At 55.0% G+C, this 18968-nt stretch carries 15 protein-coding genes and 1 pseudogene; 11 read left to right on the plus strand and 5 right to left on the minus strand.

The genetic code is table 11. The features are described from left to right. Positions 1 to 178: 178 nt before the first annotated feature. The 3 genes and pseudogenes from AC2FI7_RS10615 to AC2FI7_RS10625 all read right to left on the minus strand — a co-directional run bounded on the left by AC2FI7_RS10615 (position 179) and on the right by AC2FI7_RS10625 (position 3253). Positions 179 to 1144: a sensor histidine kinase gene (locus AC2FI7_RS10615; protein WP_010441417.1), complete on the minus strand. Its 966-nt coding sequence runs from the start codon at positions 1142 to 1144 to the stop codon at positions 179 to 181. After that, on the minus strand, positions 1132 to 1809 hold the full coding sequence (locus AC2FI7_RS10620) for a response regulator transcription factor (protein ID WP_496816132.1): 678 nt from the start codon (positions 1807 to 1809) through the stop codon (positions 1132 to 1134). Before AC2FI7_RS10620 ends, AC2FI7_RS10615 begins: the two co-directional genes overlap by 13 nt. Further along, positions 1787 to 3253: pseudogene (locus AC2FI7_RS10625) on the minus strand (DUF4153 domain-containing protein). The gene AC2FI7_RS10620 and the pseudogene AC2FI7_RS10625 overlap by 23 nt, the downstream one beginning before the upstream one ends. 169 nt (positions 3254 to 3422) lie before the next feature. Between AC2FI7_RS10625 and AC2FI7_RS10630 the strand changes: the two are divergent. The 7 genes from AC2FI7_RS10630 to AC2FI7_RS10660 all read left to right on the plus strand — a co-directional run bounded on the left by AC2FI7_RS10630 (position 3423) and on the right by AC2FI7_RS10660 (position 13843). After that, a complete protein-coding gene (locus AC2FI7_RS10630; RefSeq protein ID WP_260026816.1) occupies positions 3423 to 5729 on the plus strand; it encodes a Tex family protein in 2307 nt (768 codons plus the stop codon). 209 nt (positions 5730 to 5938) lie between these two features. Beyond that, complete coding sequence (locus AC2FI7_RS10635) at positions 5939 to 7519, plus strand: ABC transporter substrate-binding protein (RefSeq protein ID WP_010441423.1); 1581 nt, start codon at positions 5939 to 5941, stop codon at positions 7517 to 7519. Positions 7520 to 7668: 149 nt separating this feature from the next. Next, entirely contained in the window at positions 7669 to 9234 is a 1566-nt protein-coding gene (locus AC2FI7_RS10640; RefSeq protein ID WP_010441425.1) for an ABC transporter substrate-binding protein, read from the plus strand. Positions 9235 to 9237: 3 nt separating this feature from the next. Beyond that, a complete protein-coding gene (locus AC2FI7_RS10645) occupies positions 9238 to 10182 on the plus strand; it encodes a glutathione S-transferase family protein (protein WP_010441427.1) in 945 nt (314 codons plus the stop codon). A gap of 25 nt (positions 10183 to 10207) precedes the next feature. Beyond that, a complete protein-coding gene (locus tag AC2FI7_RS10650) occupies positions 10208 to 11185 on the plus strand; it encodes an ABC transporter permease (RefSeq protein ID WP_010441429.1) in 978 nt (325 codons plus the stop codon). Continuing rightward, positions 11182 to 12132, plus strand: coding sequence for an ABC transporter permease (locus tag AC2FI7_RS10655; RefSeq protein WP_496833375.1), 951 nt, complete (start codon positions 11182 to 11184; stop codon positions 12130 to 12132). The genes AC2FI7_RS10650 and AC2FI7_RS10655 overlap by 4 nt, the downstream gene beginning before the upstream one ends. Before the next feature lie 4 nt (positions 12133 to 12136). Continuing rightward, positions 12137 to 13843: an ABC transporter ATP-binding protein gene (locus tag AC2FI7_RS10660; RefSeq protein ID WP_010441431.1), complete on the plus strand. Its 1707-nt coding sequence runs from the start codon at positions 12137 to 12139 to the stop codon at positions 13841 to 13843. 34 nt (positions 13844 to 13877) lie between these two features. Here the strand turns inward: AC2FI7_RS10660 and AC2FI7_RS10665 are convergent, their stop codons facing one another. Then, positions 13878 to 14615 (minus strand): creatininase family protein, encoded by a 738-nt coding sequence (locus AC2FI7_RS10665; RefSeq protein WP_010441432.1) that lies wholly within the window; start codon positions 14613 to 14615, stop codon positions 13878 to 13880. 45 nt (positions 14616 to 14660) lie between these two features. Next, a complete protein-coding gene (locus AC2FI7_RS10670) occupies positions 14661 to 15431 on the minus strand; it encodes a transporter substrate-binding domain-containing protein (protein ID WP_010441433.1) in 771 nt (256 codons plus the stop codon). A gap of 119 nt (positions 15432 to 15550) precedes the next feature. On the opposite strand from AC2FI7_RS10670, the gene AC2FI7_RS10675 reads away from it, so the two are divergent. Genes AC2FI7_RS10675 through phnY form a run of 4 tightly spaced genes read left to right on the plus strand, consistent with a single transcriptional unit; the run spans position 15551 to position 18929 of the window. Then, positions 15551 to 16291, plus strand: coding sequence for an amino acid ABC transporter ATP-binding protein (locus tag AC2FI7_RS10675; protein WP_010441434.1), 741 nt, complete (start codon positions 15551 to 15553; stop codon positions 16289 to 16291). Between the two features lie 10 nt (positions 16292 to 16301). After that, positions 16302 to 17063 (plus strand): amino acid ABC transporter permease, encoded by a 762-nt coding sequence (locus tag AC2FI7_RS10680; protein WP_029621928.1) that lies wholly within the window; start codon positions 16302 to 16304, stop codon positions 17061 to 17063. A gap of 11 nt (positions 17064 to 17074) precedes the next feature. Next, positions 17075 to 17425, plus strand: a complete 351-nt coding sequence (locus tag AC2FI7_RS10685) for a carboxymuconolactone decarboxylase family protein (RefSeq protein WP_010441441.1) — start codon at positions 17075 to 17077, stop codon at positions 17423 to 17425. Between the two features lie 55 nt (positions 17426 to 17480). Beyond that, entirely contained in the window at positions 17481 to 18929 is a 1449-nt protein-coding gene (gene phnY, locus AC2FI7_RS10690; protein WP_496816133.1) for a phosphonoacetaldehyde dehydrogenase, read from the plus strand. Positions 18930 to 18968 lie beyond the last annotated feature (39 nt).

Consider the following 18968-nt stretch of genomic DNA (forward strand, 5'->3'; position numbering starts at 1 on the left):
TGCGATCCAAGAGTATGTGCCGCTGTAGTTTTGGCACCGAGCCGTAACGGGACACGACGGCCCCACGGGTGACTCTGATTTGACAGGGCCTCCAATAAATGAGGATTGGCTTAGGATCAATCGAATACAGAGGCGCAAATTGACACGGGCCTTAATACCTTTTGCTGATGCCTATTTTTCACTCATCCGGGAAACGGATTTCAAACTGCGTACCTCTATCGGAAGGGATCAGCGCAATATGCCCGCCATGCGCGTTCATCAGATTAGCGACGATAGTCAATCCCATACCGGTCCCTCCCCGTTCGCGGGCTGTGGTGAAGAACGGATTGAAGATATGATCCCGGTTCCAATCGGATATGCCAGGTCCATCATCCTGAATTATCAACCGTTCGGCTTCCGCCGTCAGGGCCACCCGCCCTGCCCCGTGTCGGCGGGCATTGTCTAACAGTTGGTTCAACACAATCCACAGGCCAGAAGAGGCAAGAGGAAGGGTCCGCTCGCACCCTTCAACGCTGATATCCAGTTCGGGAAATGACGTACGCATTTTGTGGGCAAGTCCAGCGATCGTGGATGTTCCATGGTGTTCAGGCACCCTTGCCTGGGCAACACGATTCAAGGCGGCAAGCTGCATTTGCATTTGATCGCTTGCGCCCAGTATCTGGTGTAACAATGTGCGATCCTGATCTGTAAGTGCATCGGCCTCCGTCAATAACTCTCCTGCAGCGCGGATTGCTGTAACCGGGGTTTTCAGCTCATGTATGACGTGATCTGCGAACACACGGATCGAAGCTTCGCGCCGTTGTAAAGTATCTGCCATACTCAGCACTGAACCGGCGAGGCGAGACAGCTCCTGCGTTCCAAAGTGATCGGGTGGCTCGGCGGGCTGACCCTGTTCCACCGCGCTTGAATAAGAAGCGAGCGCCGAAATCGGTCGGAGTAATAGCCGGACCATAAGATACCCAAGCACTCCGGTCGCGCAGCCGATCAGGACCGCCAGAAGACCTGCAGCACTGCGAAACCCGATTTCAGGTCCAAGGTAGCGCAAAGCGATCAGACCGAGCAGAGACAAAACGAGCGTACCCGTGAGACCTCCGCCAAGAACAAATCCCAATGAAGGACGCCACTTGCGCCTCAACCCGGCCATGTGCCCATCCGTAACCCGATTCCGTGCACGGTCTCGATGGCCCCGATCCAGCCTTGATCCCCAAGCTTGCGGCGAAGATTCCTTAGATGACTGTCCAGTGTGCGGTCGGCTACGGCGCTACCTGCGCCATAGATAGCATCGATCAATTGAGGGCGCGAGACTATAGCCTCGGGTGTTTGCATCAATCGGCGCAGGATTGACAACTCGGTTGCGGTCAACGCGAGCATAGATCCATCAATCCAAACCGAATGGCCGGGAACATCCAACTCTACAGGGCCATGCCGAAGAATCGTGGTCGAGCCTTCTGCGGTACTGCGTTTGAGGATGGCTTTGATCCGCGCAACCAGTTCGCGCGGGCTGAAAGGTTTGGTGACGTAGTCGTCGGCCCCCAGTTCAAGACCCAAAATTCGGTCTATCTCATCATCGCGTGCGGTCAGGAACAGGATCGGTACGTCAGAACGCGCCCGCAGGCGACGACAGACCTCAAGTCCGTCAAGCTCGGGCAAGCCGACGTCCAGCACGATCAGATCTGGCGATTCCCGTATCGCATGGGTCAGCGCCATCTGACCGTCGCGCGCTGTGACCGTCTGATAGCCTGCCCGCTCGAGCGTGATCGAAACCAACTCGCGCAAGCGCGGATCATCATCCACGACGAGGATTTTCATCAACCTTCTCCGGCAATGGTTCCGCGTTCAGATTACGGATCACTCGATCTGCGCGAAAGCCCCAATTCCTCCAATTGTCGATGACCGGAGGGGTTGCGCAATCCCGCAGTCGGCTGTCTTTCATCAATTCGGCCGCAGCCATCTGATTGAGCTGGCATGCGTAGTAGAAATCAAACCGAACCGGATGCTCAATATTCCAGCGGGCAATCAATGCGGCGAAATTTACAAAACAGCACGCATAGAGCACGATAATCCCCAAAGCTGTTGATCGGACCAATAGCCACCGGTTCGATTTGCCTTTCAGAATTTGCCATCCGGTCAGGCTCAATCCCACCACAACAAGCACCATCCACATCGCAGCGTGAACCCGTAGTTAGGTCAACCCGTAGGATTCCACATATAGCGACAAGCGCATCATGGAAGAGATCACCAGCAGCACGTTCTGCGCAAGCCATAACATCATCCATCTTGTCAGCCCTGACCGCTCGTTCAAAAAAGGCCGTGCAACCAGCGCAAACGCACCTGCAAGTAAGGCCGTTGCCAGCAACGGATATGCGCCGCGATGCGCATATTCCGCATAGCTCATCCCTTTGGGAAGTTCCGCGCTACCCCACAGATACACGACATCCATACCGGTTTGGATCGCCAGAAGCATGTTGAATGTGATCAGTGCGTTGGCAACAGACTGTGCGTTCACGCCAAACGCTGGAAAGCCACGCCTCTGCTTGGGTCCTAACCGCGGGGATAGCAATTCTGGTTGTCGGACAATCGCGAGGACCGGCCAAATGAGTATTGCGACTCCGAACCAAAACAACAGCCGATCGAAGCGCAGATCAAAATGCCATATCCGATCACTCCATTCCGATAAGACTGGATTGGCTGATATTATCAGAGAGGTCAGAACCAATGCCCCACCAACAGGGAAGCTCCACTCACGCAAAATGCGATGCGCTATCCTTTGGTCCTTAGATACAGAATGACTGTGTTGAGCCGCTTCAATTCCTTGTCTGATCGATAGCAAGGGATATTGGGACAGAAACCGGCGCACCGATGTCCCCTGACATTGCCCTGACACGGCCCAACATAACGCAACGGTCGATCCGCCGAAAAAGAAGGCCAAGGACAAGGCCTGAACATATTCCACGACCGGCAATATGCTGAGGACCAAAAGCACCGCCGGTCCCGTCATACCAGCACGGCGGTCCAGCAATACCCAAACAACTCCGGCAACCGCGAGCGCATAGGCCGCTAAAGAAATGCCGGGCACATGTTCGAAAAACAATACATCTGCTAGTGCAACCAGAATGACCAATCCGACGGTGGCATCGCGATTACTTGGTCCCGTTGTGCCATCTTCTTTGCTCGGATTCTTGTCAGGGGCGTCAAGCCACCAACTATCCTGTAAAACCGACGCAGGAACACCGCGTACGATGAACTGTCCCATATTACTGCTCCTTGTTTATGCTGGCCCTATTTGGCCCGTTTGGGTGCAGATCACCGCGCAGCGGTCGTGCAGATTTTGTGCAGAGACGTTTTTTCCCAGATCAAGGTCTCTTTCCCTTGCACCTTTAGCTGGCTAAGACGGTTTTCCAACCGTAAGTCAGGAGGCCCCTTTGGACCGTATCGCCCGCACTATCGCCACCGAAATCAACGCACGTCCGGAACAAGTTGGGGCCGCCGTTCGATTGTTGGACGAAGGTGCGACCGTGCCTTTTGTCGCCCGCTATCGGAAGGAAGTGACGGGTGGCTTGGACGATACACAACTGCGCACACTGTCCGACCGCCTAACCTATCTGCGCGAGCTTGAGGCCCGACGCGAGACGATTCTGGCCTCGATCAAAGATCAGGGGAAACTGACGGATAAATTGGTGAAATCGATTGTCCGGGCCGAGACCAAGGCGCAACTGGAAGACATTTATCTGCCCTACAAGCCCAAGCGTCGGACCAAGGCGATGATTGCCCGTGAGAATGGCTTGGAACCGCTGGCCGATGCCATTCTGACTGACCGTTTAGCGGAGCCAGAGAGCTTGGCCGAGAAGTATCTGAATGAGGTCATTCCCACGGCCAGAGACGCCCTGAATGGCGCACGAGACATCATCACGGAACGACTGACCGAGAACGCTGTACTGTTGGGAGAACTGCGCAACTTCATGCAATGCGAAGCGCTTCTGAGTGCGAAAGTTGTCGAGGGAAAAGAACAGGAGGGTGCCAAGTTCAGTGATTACTTCGATCACACGGAGCTTTGGTCCAAGACCCCATCGCATCGGGCGCTCGCAATGTTGCGTGCCTCAAAGGAAGGTATCGTAACGCTCGATATTGCACCGGAACCCGAGGCGGGGACTGCACGGGCCGAGGCCATGGTGGCGGCACATCTGAACACACGAAGCGATGCACCCGGTGACAAGTGGCTGCGTAAAGTCGCGGGCTGGACATGGCGGGTCAAGCTGTCGCTGTCGATGATGGTCGAGTTGATGGCTGACCTGCGCAGCCGCGCGCAGGACGAGGCAATCCAGGTGTTTTCGCGCAACCTCAAAGACCTGTTGTTTGCAGCTCCGGCAGGTGCACGCCCGACGCTGGGGTTGGATCCCGGCATACGCACTGGGGTCAAGGCAGCCGTAGTGGATGCAACCGGCAAGGCGGTTGCAACGGATACACTCTATCCTTTTCAGCCCAAGAACGACCTGCGAGGTGCGCAGGCTGCGATCCTGAACCTCATCGCCACCCATAAGATCGAGCTTATTGCCATTGGCAACGGCACAGCCAGCCGTGAGACCGAACGTTTGGTGGTAGACACGCTGTCGCTGCTGCCCAACACGGTTAAAGCGCCCACCAAGGTCGTTGTGTCCGAAGCCGGAGCTTCAGTCTACTCCGCCTCCGAAATTGCTGCGCGTGAATTTCCTGATCTTGACGTTTCGCTGCGTGGGGCGGTTTCGATCGCACGCCGCCTGCAAGACCCGCTGGCCGAACTGGTCAAGATTGAGCCAAAAAGCATTGGCGTTGGTCAGTACCAGCATGATGTCGATCAGCACCGTTTGTCGCAATCGCTGGAATCGGTGATCGAAGATGTAGTGAACGCTGTAGGTGTAAACCTAAACACTGCATCGGCACCGCTTCTCTCACATGTCTCAGGTCTTGGCCCGGGTTTGGCTGATGCGATCGTAAGCCATCGGGATATCCACGGTGCCTTCGCGTCTCGTCAGGATTTGTTGAAGGTGGCCCGCCTTGGCCCGCGTGCCTTCGAGCAATGTGCAGGATTCTTGCGTATCCGGGATGGATCAGAACCTTTGGATGCGTCTTCGGTTCACCCCGAAGCCTATGATGTCGCCCGTCGGGTGGTAGCGGCCTGCGGGCGCGATATTCGCCATATCATGGGGCACGACGGTGCCTTGAAAGGCCTGCGCGCCGAACAGTTTGTGAACGACAATTTCGGTTTACCCACGGTGCGAGACATATTCACCGAACTTGAAAAGCCAGGCCGAGACCCCCGGCCAAGTTTCAAATCCGCATCCTTTACCGATGGTGTTGAAGAGATCACAGACCTGAAACCTGGCATGGTTTTAGAAGGTACCGTTACCAATGTGGCCGCCTTCGGCGCATTTGTTGACATCGGTGTGCATCAGGACGGGTTGGTTCATGTCAGCCAACTGGCCGATCGGTTCGTAAAAGATCCGCATGAAGTGGTTAAGACAGGGCAGGTTGTCAAAGTCAGGGTGGTTGACGTCGACGTACCTCGTAAACGCATTGGGTTGACCATGCGCAAGGATGGTGGAGCTTCTGCCCGTGAGGACAATGCGCTTCGTGGCAAGGGCAAACCCGCGCGACCAGTCAAGCCGGGGGAACAGCGGCGCGGACATGGGGGCCAGAGCACCCAGAACGGTGCTTTTGGTGACGCCCTCAGAGACGCCTTCAACAAACGCTAGGTTGCGGCCCCTGCACAAGGCAACTAGGCGGCGTGTTCCTCACGGCATACCAGTCACCTGATCCCCGGCAGAGCCGAGGACAAAACGGGGGGCTAACATTCGGGTGTTGCAACTCGGGCGATGATCTGGATGATGCTGATCCATGATGGCCGACAAATTCGGCCAACCGCATGAAAATGCGGTCACAACAAAAAATGGGGAGACGACTTATGTCATTCAAAACTCTGATGCTTGCCGCCAGCGCAACAGCGATGATCGCGGCGGGTGCTTCGGCGGAAACGCTGCGTTGGGCGCGTGCCGGTGATGCACTGACGTTGGACCCGCACGCGCAGAACGAGGGTCCAACTTCGGCCATGGCGCACCAGATCATGGAAACTCTGGTGATGCGTGATCATTCCGGTGCACTAGTACCCTCTCTGGCAACTGAATGGGCGCCGTCCGAAGACAACCCAAACGTCTGGGTATTTAAACTGCGCGAAGGCGTCACGTTTCACGATGGGGCCGAGTTTGACAGCGATGACGTTGTATTCTCGCTGAACCGCGCCATGACGCCGGATTCCGATTACAAGGAACTGCTTGCCTCGGTGAAAGAGGTGCGTGCACCCGACAAGTTCACGGTTGAAATCGAAACTGATGGCCCAAACCCGATCATGCCCAACAACCTGACCAACATGTTCATGATGGACAAGGATTGGGCTGAGGCAAACAATGCCGTCAAGGTGCAGGACTATGAAGGCGGTGAGGACACCTTTGCAGCTAAGAACGCCAATGGCACCGGACCTTACAAGCTGGTCAGCCGCGAACCGGACGTGAAAACCGTACTGACTGCCAACGAGAACTACTGGGGCAAGGATGAATTCCCGCTTCAAGTGACCGAGATCGTCTACACCCCAATCCAGAACGCCGCGACACGCGTCGCCGCCTTGTTGTCGGGTGAAGTGGATTTCATTCAGGACGTGCCGGTGCAGGATCTTGAGCGTGTCGCCGGAACTGATGGGCTGGATGTACGGACAGCACCACAGAACCGGGTGATCTTCTTTGGTATGAACATGGGTGACGCCGATCTGACCTCGGACAATGTGGATGGTAAAAATCCGCTGGCTGATGTCCGAGTTCGTCAGGCGATGTCGAAAGCGATCAATCGTGATGCGATTAAACAGGTCGTGATGCGTGGCCAGTCTGCTCCTGCAGGCATGATCTCACCTCCGTTTGTGAATGGTTGGGACGCAGATATGGACGCGTCTTCGTCAACTGATATCGAAGGGGCCAAGGCGTTGATGGCCGAAGCGGGCTATCCTGATGGATTCTCGCTGACCCTGAACTGCCCGAATGATCGCTACATCAATGATGAGGCAATCTGTCAGGCGGCGGTTGGCATGCTGGCCCAGATCGGGGTCACCGTGAACCTGGACGCCAAACCGAAGGCCCAGCACTTCCCGCTGATCAACAATCTGGAGACAGACTTCTACATGCTGGGTTGGGGTGTTCCGACATATGACTCGGAATACATCTTCAACTTCTTGGTGCATTCGAAGGGTGAGAAGTATGGCTCTTGGAATGGCACGCGGTACTCCAACCCTGATTTGGATGCCAAGATCGTAGCCCTGGCCTCGGAAACCGATCTACCCGCGCGCGATCAGCAGATCGGAGACATCTGGCAAGTTGTTCAGGACGAGCAGCTGTATATCCCGATCCACCACCAGGTATTGAACTGGGGTATGAAATCGGGTGTTGGCACCATCGTTGAACCGGAAGATTCACCGAAGATCAAATACTTCGAGATGAACTAGATCATCCATTTGGATGTTGATCAGGGCGCGTTTTCGCGCCCTGTTCTTGTTTGCGCCGCAGGTAACGGGACCGTGATCTCAAACCGAGAGTGTCTTTACGTGGTGGCCAAAAAGCTGGATTGTTTCAGCGATAACAGGGAGTTTTCGCTATGATCTTCAGAAAAAGTGCCATCGGCCTGGCCATGTTGCTTGGCAGCACCGCACAGGCCGCCGATTTCAAATGGGCCTCGACCACCGATCCGCAGACGATGGACCCCCATGCGGTTAACTCAGCCCCTGTACTTGGGTTCCTGAACAACGTCTACGAAGGTCTGGTCCGCCGCGGCAAGGACATGAGCGTCGAGCCCGCACTGGCCGTCAGCTGGGAGCCGATTGGAGATGGTGAAGGTTGGCGGTTTAAGCTGCGTGAAGGCGTAACATTCCACGATGGCAGCAGCTTTGACGCACAGGATGTCCTGTTCAGCTATCAACGCGCATCAGGCGAAGCGGCAGATACCCGCAGTTGGTTCGCCCCCGTCAGCGATGTCGTTGTGGTCGATGACTACACCGTCGATATCATGACGACTGCACCGAACCCTCTGTTCCCGTCTTCGATAGCCAACTGGATGATCATGGATCAGGGCTGGACCGAAGCCAACTACGCTGTGGTGCCTGATAAAGAGACCGGCAACTACGCAACCATCAATGCCAATGGCACAGGGGCATTTAAAGTCACCGAGCGTGAGCCAGGCCTCAAAACTGTGCTGGAACCATTTGAGGGCTGGTGGGGAGATGTCGAACACAACATTACCCGTGCTGAATTTAATCCGATCCAGAACCCGGCGACTGCCGTTGCAGCTTTGCTTTCGGGTGACGTGGACATGATCAACCCTGTACCAATTCAGGACGTCGCTCGGCTGCAGCAGAACGCAGAGGTTGATGTCATTCAGGGCATCGAAGCACGTGTGATCATGCTGGGCTTCGACCACGAAGCCGAAGCCCTGAAATACACCGACGATGCAGGCAAGCCAAATCCGTTCCGTGATGCACGTGTGCGTCAGGCAGTTGCACAAGCCGTCAATGTGGATGCCATTCTGGCCACGATCATGCGAGGCAATGCTGAACCCGCCTCACAACTCGTCAGCCCGGCGATGAGTGGATTTTCCGACGCCAATGCGAAACGTCCAGCGTTTGATGTAGAAGCTGCGAAGGCCCTGCTTGCGGAAGCAGGCTATGCAGATGGATTCTCGTTTGGCCTGAAATGTCCGAACGACCGCTATCTGAATGATGAGGCCGTCTGTCAGGCAGTTGTCGGCATGCTTGCGCAAATCGGCATAACGGCCGAGTTGGATGCAATGCCTGTGCGGAACTACTGGCCGGAGCTGCGTGAGGACAATTATGACATGTATCTTCTGGGCTGGAGCCCAGGTACGTTTGACGCTGAACATCCGGTCCGCTTCCTCGTCGCCACTCCAAACGAAGAGAAAAAACTGGGCAGCTGGAACTTCGGCGGATTCTCGAATGCGCGGGTCGATGAGCTGTTACCGATGATCCAATCCGAGCTGGATCAGACCAAGCGGCAAGCCATGCTGGATGAGGTGACGCAGATTTATCAGGACGAGCAGGTCTACGTACCGATGTATGTTCAACCGCTGGTCTGGGGCACGCGCAGCAATGTCGAGCTGACACAGCGCCCGGACAACTTCTTCCTTCTGCGCTGGGTGACGGTGAACTGAGCAATGGGCCTGATGATTGCCGGTGTCTATCATGCAGAAGACCCGGCGCCCGATAGCACGCTTGACGGCGCGTTTCGCCGTCAAGCCTCGACCATCCGTAACGCTTTACCCGATACGGCACTGGAACCAGAGCGGTTTCACCTTTACGCGGCGTGGAATTGCCCTTGGGCGCATCGCGTTTTGTTGGTCCTTGCCCTCAAAGGTCTGCAGGATCTCGTCACGGTTGCCTATGCCGAACCGCGTCGCACAGCAGATGGTTGGGTTTATGCGGAAGGCGCCGACGCGGTTTATGGCGCGAGCGCTTTGCATCACGCCTATGCCCGCGTGACCCCCGCTTATACCGGGCGGATCACGGTACCGCTGCTTTGGGATCGGGTTCACGACAAGGCAGTCTCAAACGAATCCGCTGATCTGGTGCGGATGCTGGGCACCCTGCCGAGCCATGGCCCAAATCTGGCACCCCCAGAAAAGCTTGATCAAATCGAAGCGTGGAATGAAAAAATCTATGCACGCCTCAACAACGGGGTCTACCGCGCAGGTTTTGCACGCACGCAGGAGGCTTATGAGGCGGGATTCCGAGATGTCTTCGCCACGATGGATGAGATCGACGCGCATTTGGTCACAAACCGCTATCTCTGCGGCGACACCCTGACCGAGGCCGATCTGCGCCTATTCCCGACACTGGCTCGTTTTGATGTTGCGTACCATTACGCCTTCAAATGCAATCTGCGCCGTCTGATCGACTATCCCAATCTCTGGGGCTATGCGCGAGAGCTCTATGCGCTGCCAGGTGTCGCCGAGACGGTGAAATTTGATATCTACAAAAAGGGCTATTTTTCACCTTCCGAGCTGCGCAACCCGCTGGGCATCGTGCCGTTGGGCCCGAAAATCGACTGGACCACTCCGCATGGCCGAGATAGCTTGACCACCCGGTCGGTTAAAGCATAGACAGACCCACCAATGGGGAAAATCAATGTTCGCATTTATCGTCCGAAGGATGTTCCAGTCCATCATCGTACTTCTGGTCGTGGGGCTGGTAGCATTCTCGATGTTCCGCTTTGTTGGCGACCCGATTGACAACATGCTGGGACAGGAGCGTACGCAGGCTGACATCGACCGCCTGCGCACCGAACTTGGGCTGGATCAGCCTTTTGTGGTGCAATACGCCAAGTTCCTGCAAGGTGCTGTTCAGGGTAATTTCGGAGTATCCTACCGGCAGGGCCGACCTGTCTCGACTATCCTGCTTGAGCGTGCTCCGGCTACGCTGGAACTGGCATTTGTGTCCGGGTTTCTGGCAATTACAATGGGCATCGCGCTAGGTGTCTTTACCGCGATCCGACGACAAGGGATTGCTGCGAATGTGATCATGACGGTTTCCCTGATCGGGGTATCGTTACCAACATTCCTCATAGGTATCTTGCTAATCTATATTTTCTCGGTCGAGCTTGACCTGCTGCCCAGCTTCGGGAGGGGCGAGACCGTTATGATTGGGCATTGGTCAACCGGGTTTCTGACGGCCTCGGGCCTCAAGGCGCTGATTTTGCCCGCGATTACGTTGGGCCTGTATCAGATGACGCTGATCATGCGGCTGGTGCGATCCGAAATGCTTGAGGTGCTGCGCGCCGACTATGTCCGTTTCGCACGCGCCCGTGGGCTATCAGATCGCGTCATCAACTTCCGCCACGCGCTGAAGAATACACTGGTGCCGGTGATTACCATCACGGGTTTGCAGCTGGGTTCGATCATCGCATTCGCCATCATCACTGAGACAGTGTTTCAGTGGCCCGGCGTGGGCCTGCTGTTCATCAACGCAATCCAGTTTGTCGATATTCCCGTGATGGCGGCATATCTAATGCTGATTTCGGTGATGTTCGTGACGATCAACCTGATAGTCGATCTTCTATATTATGCCATTGACCCGCGCCTGCGTGTCGACGCGAGGGCCACATGAGCGATACGATGGAAACTCCGAAAGCCGCACCAAAAACGCGCATGGCCAAGTTTTGGGACAGTGATTTCGCATGGTCCTTCCGGCATTCCCCGGTTGCTGTGATCGCCTCACTGGTTGTGGTCATTCTGGTGTTGGCTGCGATTTTCGCGCCCTTGATCGCGCCCTATAACCCGTTCAACCCCGCAACGCTGAACCTGATGAACGGTTTCACACCGCCGGGCACACCGAATGCCTTCACGCAAGAAACCTTTCTGTTGGGAACCGACGATCAGGGGCGCGATGTGTTTTCTACCATCCTTTATGGTTTGCGTATTTCGCTGTTCGTCGGGGCATCGGCGGTGCTTCTTGCACTGATTATCGGAGTGATCCTGGGACTGGTCGCGGCCTATTTTGGTGGCTGGATCGAAACGCTGATCATGCGGATCGCCGATGTGCAGCTGACTTTTCCTGCCATTCTCGTGGCAATGCTGATCTTCGGCATCGCCAAAGGGATAACCCCGCCGGAATACCGTGATGAGATGGCAATCTATGTTCTGATCATTGCGATTGCGCTGTCGGACTGGGTGCAGTTCGCACGGGTCGTGCGTGGTGCTGCGTTGGTTGAGAGAAACAAGGAATATGTGCAAGCCGCGCGCCTGATTGGCCGGGGATCGTTCCCGATCATGTTCCGCCACATCCTGCCAAATGTCCTGAGCCCCGTTCTGGTCATCGCCACCATCTCGCTGGCGCTGGCCATTATCGCCGAGGCGACGCTGAGCTTCTTGGGTGTTGGTGCGCCCCCGACCCAGCCCTCGCTGGGCACGCTGATCCGCATTGGTCAGGGCTTCTTGTTCTCAGGCGAATGGTGGATTCTGTTCTTCCCAGCCTGCACACTGCTGGCCCTTGCCTTGTCGGTCAACCTGCTGGGCGACTGGCTGCGCGACGCGTTGAATCCCAAACTGCGGTGATTTCATGAGCCTTCTGACTATCCAAGACCTCACCGTTGAGTTTCCGACCCGCCGCCAGCTTTTCACAGCGGTGGATCACGCCAGCCTGTCCGTTGAACCCGGCGAAATTCACGGGCTGGTGGGTGAATCCGGTGCCGGTAAATCTACAATCGGCGCCGCGGTCATGGGCCTGCTGGAACGTCCGGGACGTATCGCCAGTGGCCAGATCAAGCTGGGGGGCGAGCAGATCAGTGGCATTGATGCCGAGGCGATGCGAGGGCTGCGCGGCAAAAAGATCTCGATGATCTTTCAGGATCCGCTGACCTCATTGAACCCTCTGTTCACAGTGCGCGAGCAACTGGTTGAAACGATCCAGACCCATCTGGGCGGTACTGAAGCCGAGGCAAACAAACGCGCCCGAGACCTAATTGACCGCGTGGGCATTCCGGACCCGGACACGCGGCTTGATCAATACCCGCATCAGTTTTCCGGCGGGATGCGCCAGCGTGTGGTCATCGCGTTGGCCTTGTGCACCGAACCTGACGTAATTATCGCTGATGAACCCACAACGGCATTGGATGTTTCCGTTCAGGCGCAGATCCTGGACCTGATCAAGGAATTGGCGCAGGAGCGTCAGGTCGGTGTAATCCTGATCACCCATGATATGGGCGTGATCGCCGACTCCACAGATCGGGTGACCGTGATGTATGCGGGAAAAGTGGTCGAAAGCGGTACCACGGCTCAGGTGATGGGCCAGCCACAGCACAAATACACCAAGTCCTTGATCGCTGCTGTACCGCGCCCGACACTGAAATTGCATCGCTTCCCTCAGATCAGCTATGGCGGTCGCGAAACACGTTTTGCCGTCGACGATATGGCGCGCCATTGGCCAAAGGTGGACAACGACACTAGCAAACCGCTTTTTGAAATCCGCAACCTGACCAAAAAGTTCCTGCAGAAACGTGGCCTGCTGCCTTGGGATCGGACATATTTTACAGCCGTTGATAATGTTAGCTTCGATATTCACGCGGGCGAGGTCTTCGGGGTCGTGGGTGAATCGGGCTCGGGTAAATCGACGGTCGCGCGGATGATCGCCGGGCTCTACCCGGTTGACGGAGGCACGATCGATTTTCAGGGCCAGCGGGTAAGTGATCTAAGCAATCGTTCGGTGCAAGACGAGTACCGAAAGAACATCCAGATGATTTTTCAGGACCCCTACTCTTCCCTCAATCCTCGGATGCGCGTGGATGAAATTGTTGCCGAGCCAATTCGCCATCATCGCCTGATGGATGGCGCGCACATCAAGCGCCGGGTGGATGAATTGTTGGATCAGGTGGGTCTGGGTTCCGGAGCCGGTCAAAAATACCCGCACGAGTTTTCGGGTGGTCAGCGGCAGCGTATTTCGATCGCCCGCGCTTTGGCGACACAACCCCGGTTCCTGATCTGCGATGAGCCGACTAGCGCGCTTGACGTATCGATTCAGGCTCAGATTCTGAACATCCTGAAGGATTTGCAAGAGCATCTGGGCCTGACCATGCTGTTTATCAGCCACGACTTGCCCGTCGTCCGCCAGATGTGCGACCGGGTTGCGGTCATGAAGCAGGGCCAAATCGTCGAGGTCCAAGAGACCAGCGAGTTGTTTGCCAATCCGAAAACCGAATACGCAAGCGAATTACTGCGGCTTATGCCAAAGCTTGATGACCTGTCGACCGATGGGCTTGAGGCAGGTTAGAAAACACTTACCCTTTCACTTCAGCATCTTTTGACTATCGATCTTGCTCAAATGAACGGAATTCGTTCGCAATTGCGATCGCAGCCATGGTCAGCAGGCGTTTACCATCCTTCGGGTTGGCGAGGGCAGAGTGTGAGCCGACTCGCCCATCAGGGAATTCTGCACGATGTTCATCGGGTGGACCATGTCGGTCGCCTGCGTGATCCCGCACATATTCTGCAGTGAGTTTCCTTGGTGGTTCGGCAGCCAGGTTTGCTGGCAATACACCGAGTAGAGATTGCGTTATTGCGATTTCGGATGGAGTTGCATGCATCCCTTCCCATTCGCCGTATAGCTGTCTGCGTAGCGTGTTTACAGTGTCGGGCTCCCACCAGCTGCGGATAATCAACTGGTTGTCAAGAAGAGTAGATTTGATGGTGCGAAGGGGTTCCAGATTGGCACCATGCCCATTCACTACGAACACGCCACGGAACCCTTGTGCCAGCAATCCCGCAATGACTTCATTTGCCAGCATCTGAAATACTTCGGCCGAAACCGAAACCGTACCGGGAAAGCCTGTATTGAACGGCGCGGGGGTGTACGCCAGCGGGGGCGCAACGATCCCCCCGCATCGACTGGCAGCCGCAAGCGCGACTGCCTCAGCGCAAATTGTGTCCGTACCTATGCGACCCATCGGACCATGCTGTTCGGTCGAACCCACCGGAAGCAACACCGCAGCACCTTGATTTATACGAGCGTCGACCTCGTACCAGGTCATGTGATCAAGCTTCATGACTTCCTGTCCAAGTCTTGATCATTGCTGCGGTGTTAGCCGTGATCAGAGACCCCACCGCTTCTGGTTTTCATCGAAGAAGCCCTGAGCTTTTTTCACTTCGATCCAGCTGTTTACATAATTGATCCAGACCTGATCATCTTGTGGCAACAGCATCGCGATCGGGGACGGCGACCGGGGGCCGGCATTTTTCACGCGAACAACCGGAAACTTGGCCTCTAGCGTCGAGCCTTCGATATTCGACGTGATGAACACATCCGCCCGACCGGCAAGCACTTCCTGAAAACCGCGAGCCGGGGCTTCGACCACCTTGATATCCGCATCGGGGAACCATTCGCGCACACGTTTTTCAAAGGTTGTACCCAGGGTTGTTGCGACTTTTACACCGGGTTTGTTGATCGAGTCATACCCGTCAAATTTATCGGCCTTGTCTTTGGTCGTGTACGGGAACAGTTCAACAGAGATGTAGCTGTCAGAGAAACCGGCAACCTTCAAGCGCGGCGGAGAAATCGAAGCCGAGCCGGTGATATGATATTTCCCGGCGACCACCCCATTGACCAGGGTTTTCCAGTCTGTCGGAACATATTCAACTTCGACGCCAAGATCTGCAGCCAGTGCGTTCATGATATCTATATCATAACCCTTGTAGCTGTTAGTCGCAGGATCGCGCAGCGACATTGGATTCCAATCTCCAGTTGTACCGACTTTCATCACACCAGAATCCAGGATTTCATTCAGTGCAGACTGGGCCTGAGCGGCGCTACCAATCGCTAGGCCAATCGCAGCGGCAATGGCTACTTTGAAAAGATGTTTCATGTATTTCTCCTGTTGGTGGCAGTCGGCTAGTTTAGCTGGATTGTTTCTTGATCTAAGCGCAAAGACCACGCTAACCTCAAGAAAATAATTGACTGAGAATAACAAAGGCAGGCCAGCTAATGCCAGACGCCGCGATCGAGTTAGTCGACGTAAACAAATGGTATGGCACATTTCATGTGCTCAAGGATATCAATCTTACGATAAATAGCGGTGAAAAAGTTGTAATCTGTGGGCCTTCCGGTTCTGGAAAATCGACGGTTGTAAGATGCATCAACCAGCTTGAAAAACACCAAAAAGGTACGATCCGCATAGACGGGACAGAGCTGTCAGATAACGCCCAATCCGTCGCCACAATTCGATCAGAAGTCGGGATGGTGTTCCAGCAGTTTAATCTTTTTCCGCATTTGACCGTGCTCGAAAACCTGACTTTGGGTCCGATCAAAGCAAGAGGGTTGAGCAAAAAAGAGGCCGAAGAAAAAGCCCGCCATTACCTTGAACGGGTCCATATCCCAGACCAGGCCGACAAACGTCCCATTCAGCTTTCAGGTGGACAACAGCAACGTGTGGCCATCGCTCGTTCGCTTTGCATGGAGCCGAGGGTTTTGTTGTTTGACGAACCCACCTCGGCCCTGGATCCCGAAATGATTTCGGAAGTCCTCGACGTGATGGTTGAACTGGCGCAGGAAGGAATGACCATGGTGGTTGTCACCCACGAGATGGGTTTTGCACGCAAAGTTGCAGACAACATGGTGTTTATGGATGCGGGTGAGATCGTCGAACAAGGAAAACCGGAACATTTCTTCACTAATCCGCGGTCTGAGCGGTGTCAGAAATTCTTAAGCCAGATTCTGCAACATTGAGTTGGATGTCATGAAGAAACCGCTCCTGTTCCTCCCCCTGTTTGTACTTCTAGCTGGGTGTTCGTCGTCTCAGACATGGGGCTGGTATGTGATTGACCCCACCACCGCATCAGGCTGGACCAATGTCAAGTTTCTGGTGTCTGGGATGGGTGCGACGATCCAGATATCGCTGATCGCGGCGATCATGTCGATTGTGATTGGTCTGCTGGTGGCGCTGCCAGGTCTGTCTGAAAAACGTGGTTGGCGACTGGTGAACCGGATCTACGTGGAATTTGTCCGCTCGATCCCTCTGCTTCCGATGTTGTTTTGGGTATTTTATGGTTTGCCAATCGTATTTCAGTCGATGGGGATGAATATACCGATCGATCCATTCTGGGGGGCGATCATCACATTGGCAATCTCGGACAGTGCCTTTACCGCTGAAATTTACCGCGCTGGGATTCAATCAATTGCCAAAGGCCAAAGCGAAGCTGCGCAGACAATCGGGCTGAACTACTTTCAGACTATGCGCTATGTGATCCTGCCGCAGGCAATCCGACGCATTCTGCCGCCATTGGCCAATCAGTTCATTTACATCGTGAAAATGAGCGCTTTTGCCAGCGTCATTGGTATGCAGGAACTGACACGCCGCGCGAACGAGCTGGTGGTGACCGAATATCGTCCGCTCGAAATCTATACTTTGCTGATCTTTGAATATCTGGTGCTGGTTTTGATAATCAGTGCTGGCGTCCGTTGGTTAGAGCGTCGTATGGGCGCGGATGAACGCGGATAAGGAGAAAACAGTTGGACTGGAAAGACTTCATGGCCGAAACCGAGGCCAATATTGGTGTGTTCTCGAAAGAAGTGCCGGAAACCGTGCGTGGGTTTGGCATTATGGGTAAAGCTGCCAAAACGAACGGTGCACTGAGTGAGAAAACCAAGGAGTTCATGGCCCTTGGCATTGCGATTGCCACGCGATGCGATAGCTGCATCGGTTTCCACGCCCGTTCTTTGGTTCGTTTGGGTGCGACCCGCGGCGAACTGTGCGAGGCTCTGGCTATGGCGACCTACATGGGGGGCGGACCGTCATATGCCTACAGCGCCAAGGCACTGAAAGCGTTTGATGTGTTTTCAGAGCAATCGGGCGAGACATGATCTGATTTGGATGACATATTCCCGCTCATTCGCTTAGTGTAGGAAAGTTCGGGACATGTCAGCAAACGAAATCAGAACCGAGGGGATGAGGATCGGTGGCGAGGTCGTCTTTGCAAATGAGACAATTCCGGTCCACTACCCTTATACCAATGAAGTTGTCGGCAATGTTCCTGCTGGCCAAGCCGAACATGCGCGTCGCGCTTTTGAGGTTGCCGCTCGATACAAACCCAGCCTGACACGCCATGAGCGTAACCAGATCCTACAACGGACATCTGAGTTAATCGGCCTGCGCCGTGGCTATCTGGTTAAATGGCTCGTGCTAGAGCTGGGCATCTGCCATCAGCACGCAATTTATGAGACAAAACGCGCGCAGGATGTGTTTCAATTCGCAGCCGGTGAAGCGCTGAGGGATGATGGTGAGATATTTTCGCGCGATTTGACGCATAATGGCAGGGCCCGCAAGATTTTCACTATGCGCGAACCGGTGAACGCAATCAGCGCGATCACCCCCTTTAACCACCCTTTGAACATGGTCAGCCACAAGGTTGCTCCGTCAATTGCAACAAACAATTGCATGGTTTGTAAACCAACCGAGCTGACTCCGCTGACTTGCCTGACACTGGCGGACATCCTGTACGAAGCCGGTCTGCCCCCTGAGATGTTTCAGGTGATCACCGGGTGGCCGCAGGATATCGGCGATGAGATGATCACCAATGAAAACATTGACATCATCACATTCACCGGTGGTGTGCCAGTGGGCAAGATGATAGCGGAGAAGGCCGCATTTAAGCGTCAGGCGCTTGAGCTTGGCGGCAATGATCCACTTATAGTTCTGAACGATCTGTGTGACGCCGATCTTGAAAAGGCTGCTGGAATTGCGGTGGCAGGTGCTACCGGAAACTCTGGCCAGCGTTGCACCGCAATCAAACGTATTCTGGTGCAGGACAGCGTGGCCGACAAGTTTGTGGCATCGGTTCTGGAGAAGGCGAAGAAGATCAAATTTGGAGATCCGCAAGACCCCGAGACTGAGCTGGGTTGTGTTATCCACGACGAAGCCGCTGAACTATTTAATAAACGCGTTCATCTTGCTGAGAAAGCAGGAGCAGAAATACTATACCACCCTGGCCGTCAGGGCGCATTGCTACCGCCCATCGTGGTCGACAAAGTGCCCTATGACTGCGAACTGGTCATGGAGGAAACCTTTGGCCCCATCATCCCGATCATTCGCGTGCCTGAAGATGACGAAGCGGTGATACGCATCTCGAATTCTACGGGGTTTGGCCTTAGTTCGGGCGTCTGCACCAACGACCTTAATCGTGCCATTGCCTATATCAATGGTCTGAATGTTGGCACCTGCAACATCTGGGAACAACCCGGGTATCGCATCGAGATGTCCCCGTTCGGAGGCATCAAAGACTCAGGAAATGGTGTCAAAGAAGGGGTCATTGAGGCCATGAAGTACTTTACGAATGTCAAAACCTATTCGCTCCCCTGGCCCGGATGAGCAGGTTGATTTGGATAGAAAAGTGAAAACCGGCCAATA

Source organism: Ruegeria sp. YTSA064 (genome assembly GCF_059610325.1).

What these genes read in the sequence shown, in the direction of transcription:
- AC2FI7_RS10615 (WP_010441417.1), bottom strand. Translation starts at nt 1,144, where the DNA reads ATGGCCGGGTTGAGGCGCAAGTGGCGTCCTTCATTGGGATTTGTTCTT.
- AC2FI7_RS10620 (WP_496816132.1), bottom strand. Translation starts at nt 1,809, where the DNA reads ATGAAAATCCTCGTCGTGGATGATGATCCGCGCTTGCGCGAGTTGGTT.
- AC2FI7_RS10635 (WP_010441423.1), top strand. Translation starts at nt 5,939, where the DNA reads ATGTCATTCAAAACTCTGATGCTTGCCGCCAGCGCAACAGCGATGATC.
- AC2FI7_RS10640 (WP_010441425.1), top strand. Translation starts at nt 7,669, where the DNA reads ATGATCTTCAGAAAAAGTGCCATCGGCCTGGCCATGTTGCTTGGCAGC.
- AC2FI7_RS10645 (WP_010441427.1), top strand. Translation starts at nt 9,238, where the DNA reads ATGGGCCTGATGATTGCCGGTGTCTATCATGCAGAAGACCCGGCGCCC.
- AC2FI7_RS10650 (WP_010441429.1), top strand. Translation starts at nt 10,208, where the DNA reads ATGTTCGCATTTATCGTCCGAAGGATGTTCCAGTCCATCATCGTACTT.
- AC2FI7_RS10655 (WP_496833375.1), top strand. Translation starts at nt 11,182, where the DNA reads ATGAGCGATACGATGGAAACTCCGAAAGCCGCACCAAAAACGCGCATG.
- AC2FI7_RS10660 (WP_010441431.1), top strand. Translation starts at nt 12,137, where the DNA reads ATGAGCCTTCTGACTATCCAAGACCTCACCGTTGAGTTTCCGACCCGC.
- AC2FI7_RS10665 (WP_010441432.1), bottom strand. Translation starts at nt 14,615, where the DNA reads ATGAAGCTTGATCACATGACCTGGTACGAGGTCGACGCTCGTATAAAT.
- AC2FI7_RS10670 (WP_010441433.1), bottom strand. Translation starts at nt 15,431, where the DNA reads ATGAAACATCTTTTCAAAGTAGCCATTGCCGCTGCGATTGGCCTAGCG.
- AC2FI7_RS10675 (WP_010441434.1), top strand. Translation starts at nt 15,551, where the DNA reads ATGCCAGACGCCGCGATCGAGTTAGTCGACGTAAACAAATGGTATGGC.
- AC2FI7_RS10680 (WP_029621928.1), top strand. Translation starts at nt 16,302, where the DNA reads ATGAAGAAACCGCTCCTGTTCCTCCCCCTGTTTGTACTTCTAGCTGGG.
- phnY (WP_496816133.1), top strand. Translation starts at nt 17,481, where the DNA reads ATGTCAGCAAACGAAATCAGAACCGAGGGGATGAGGATCGGTGGCGAG.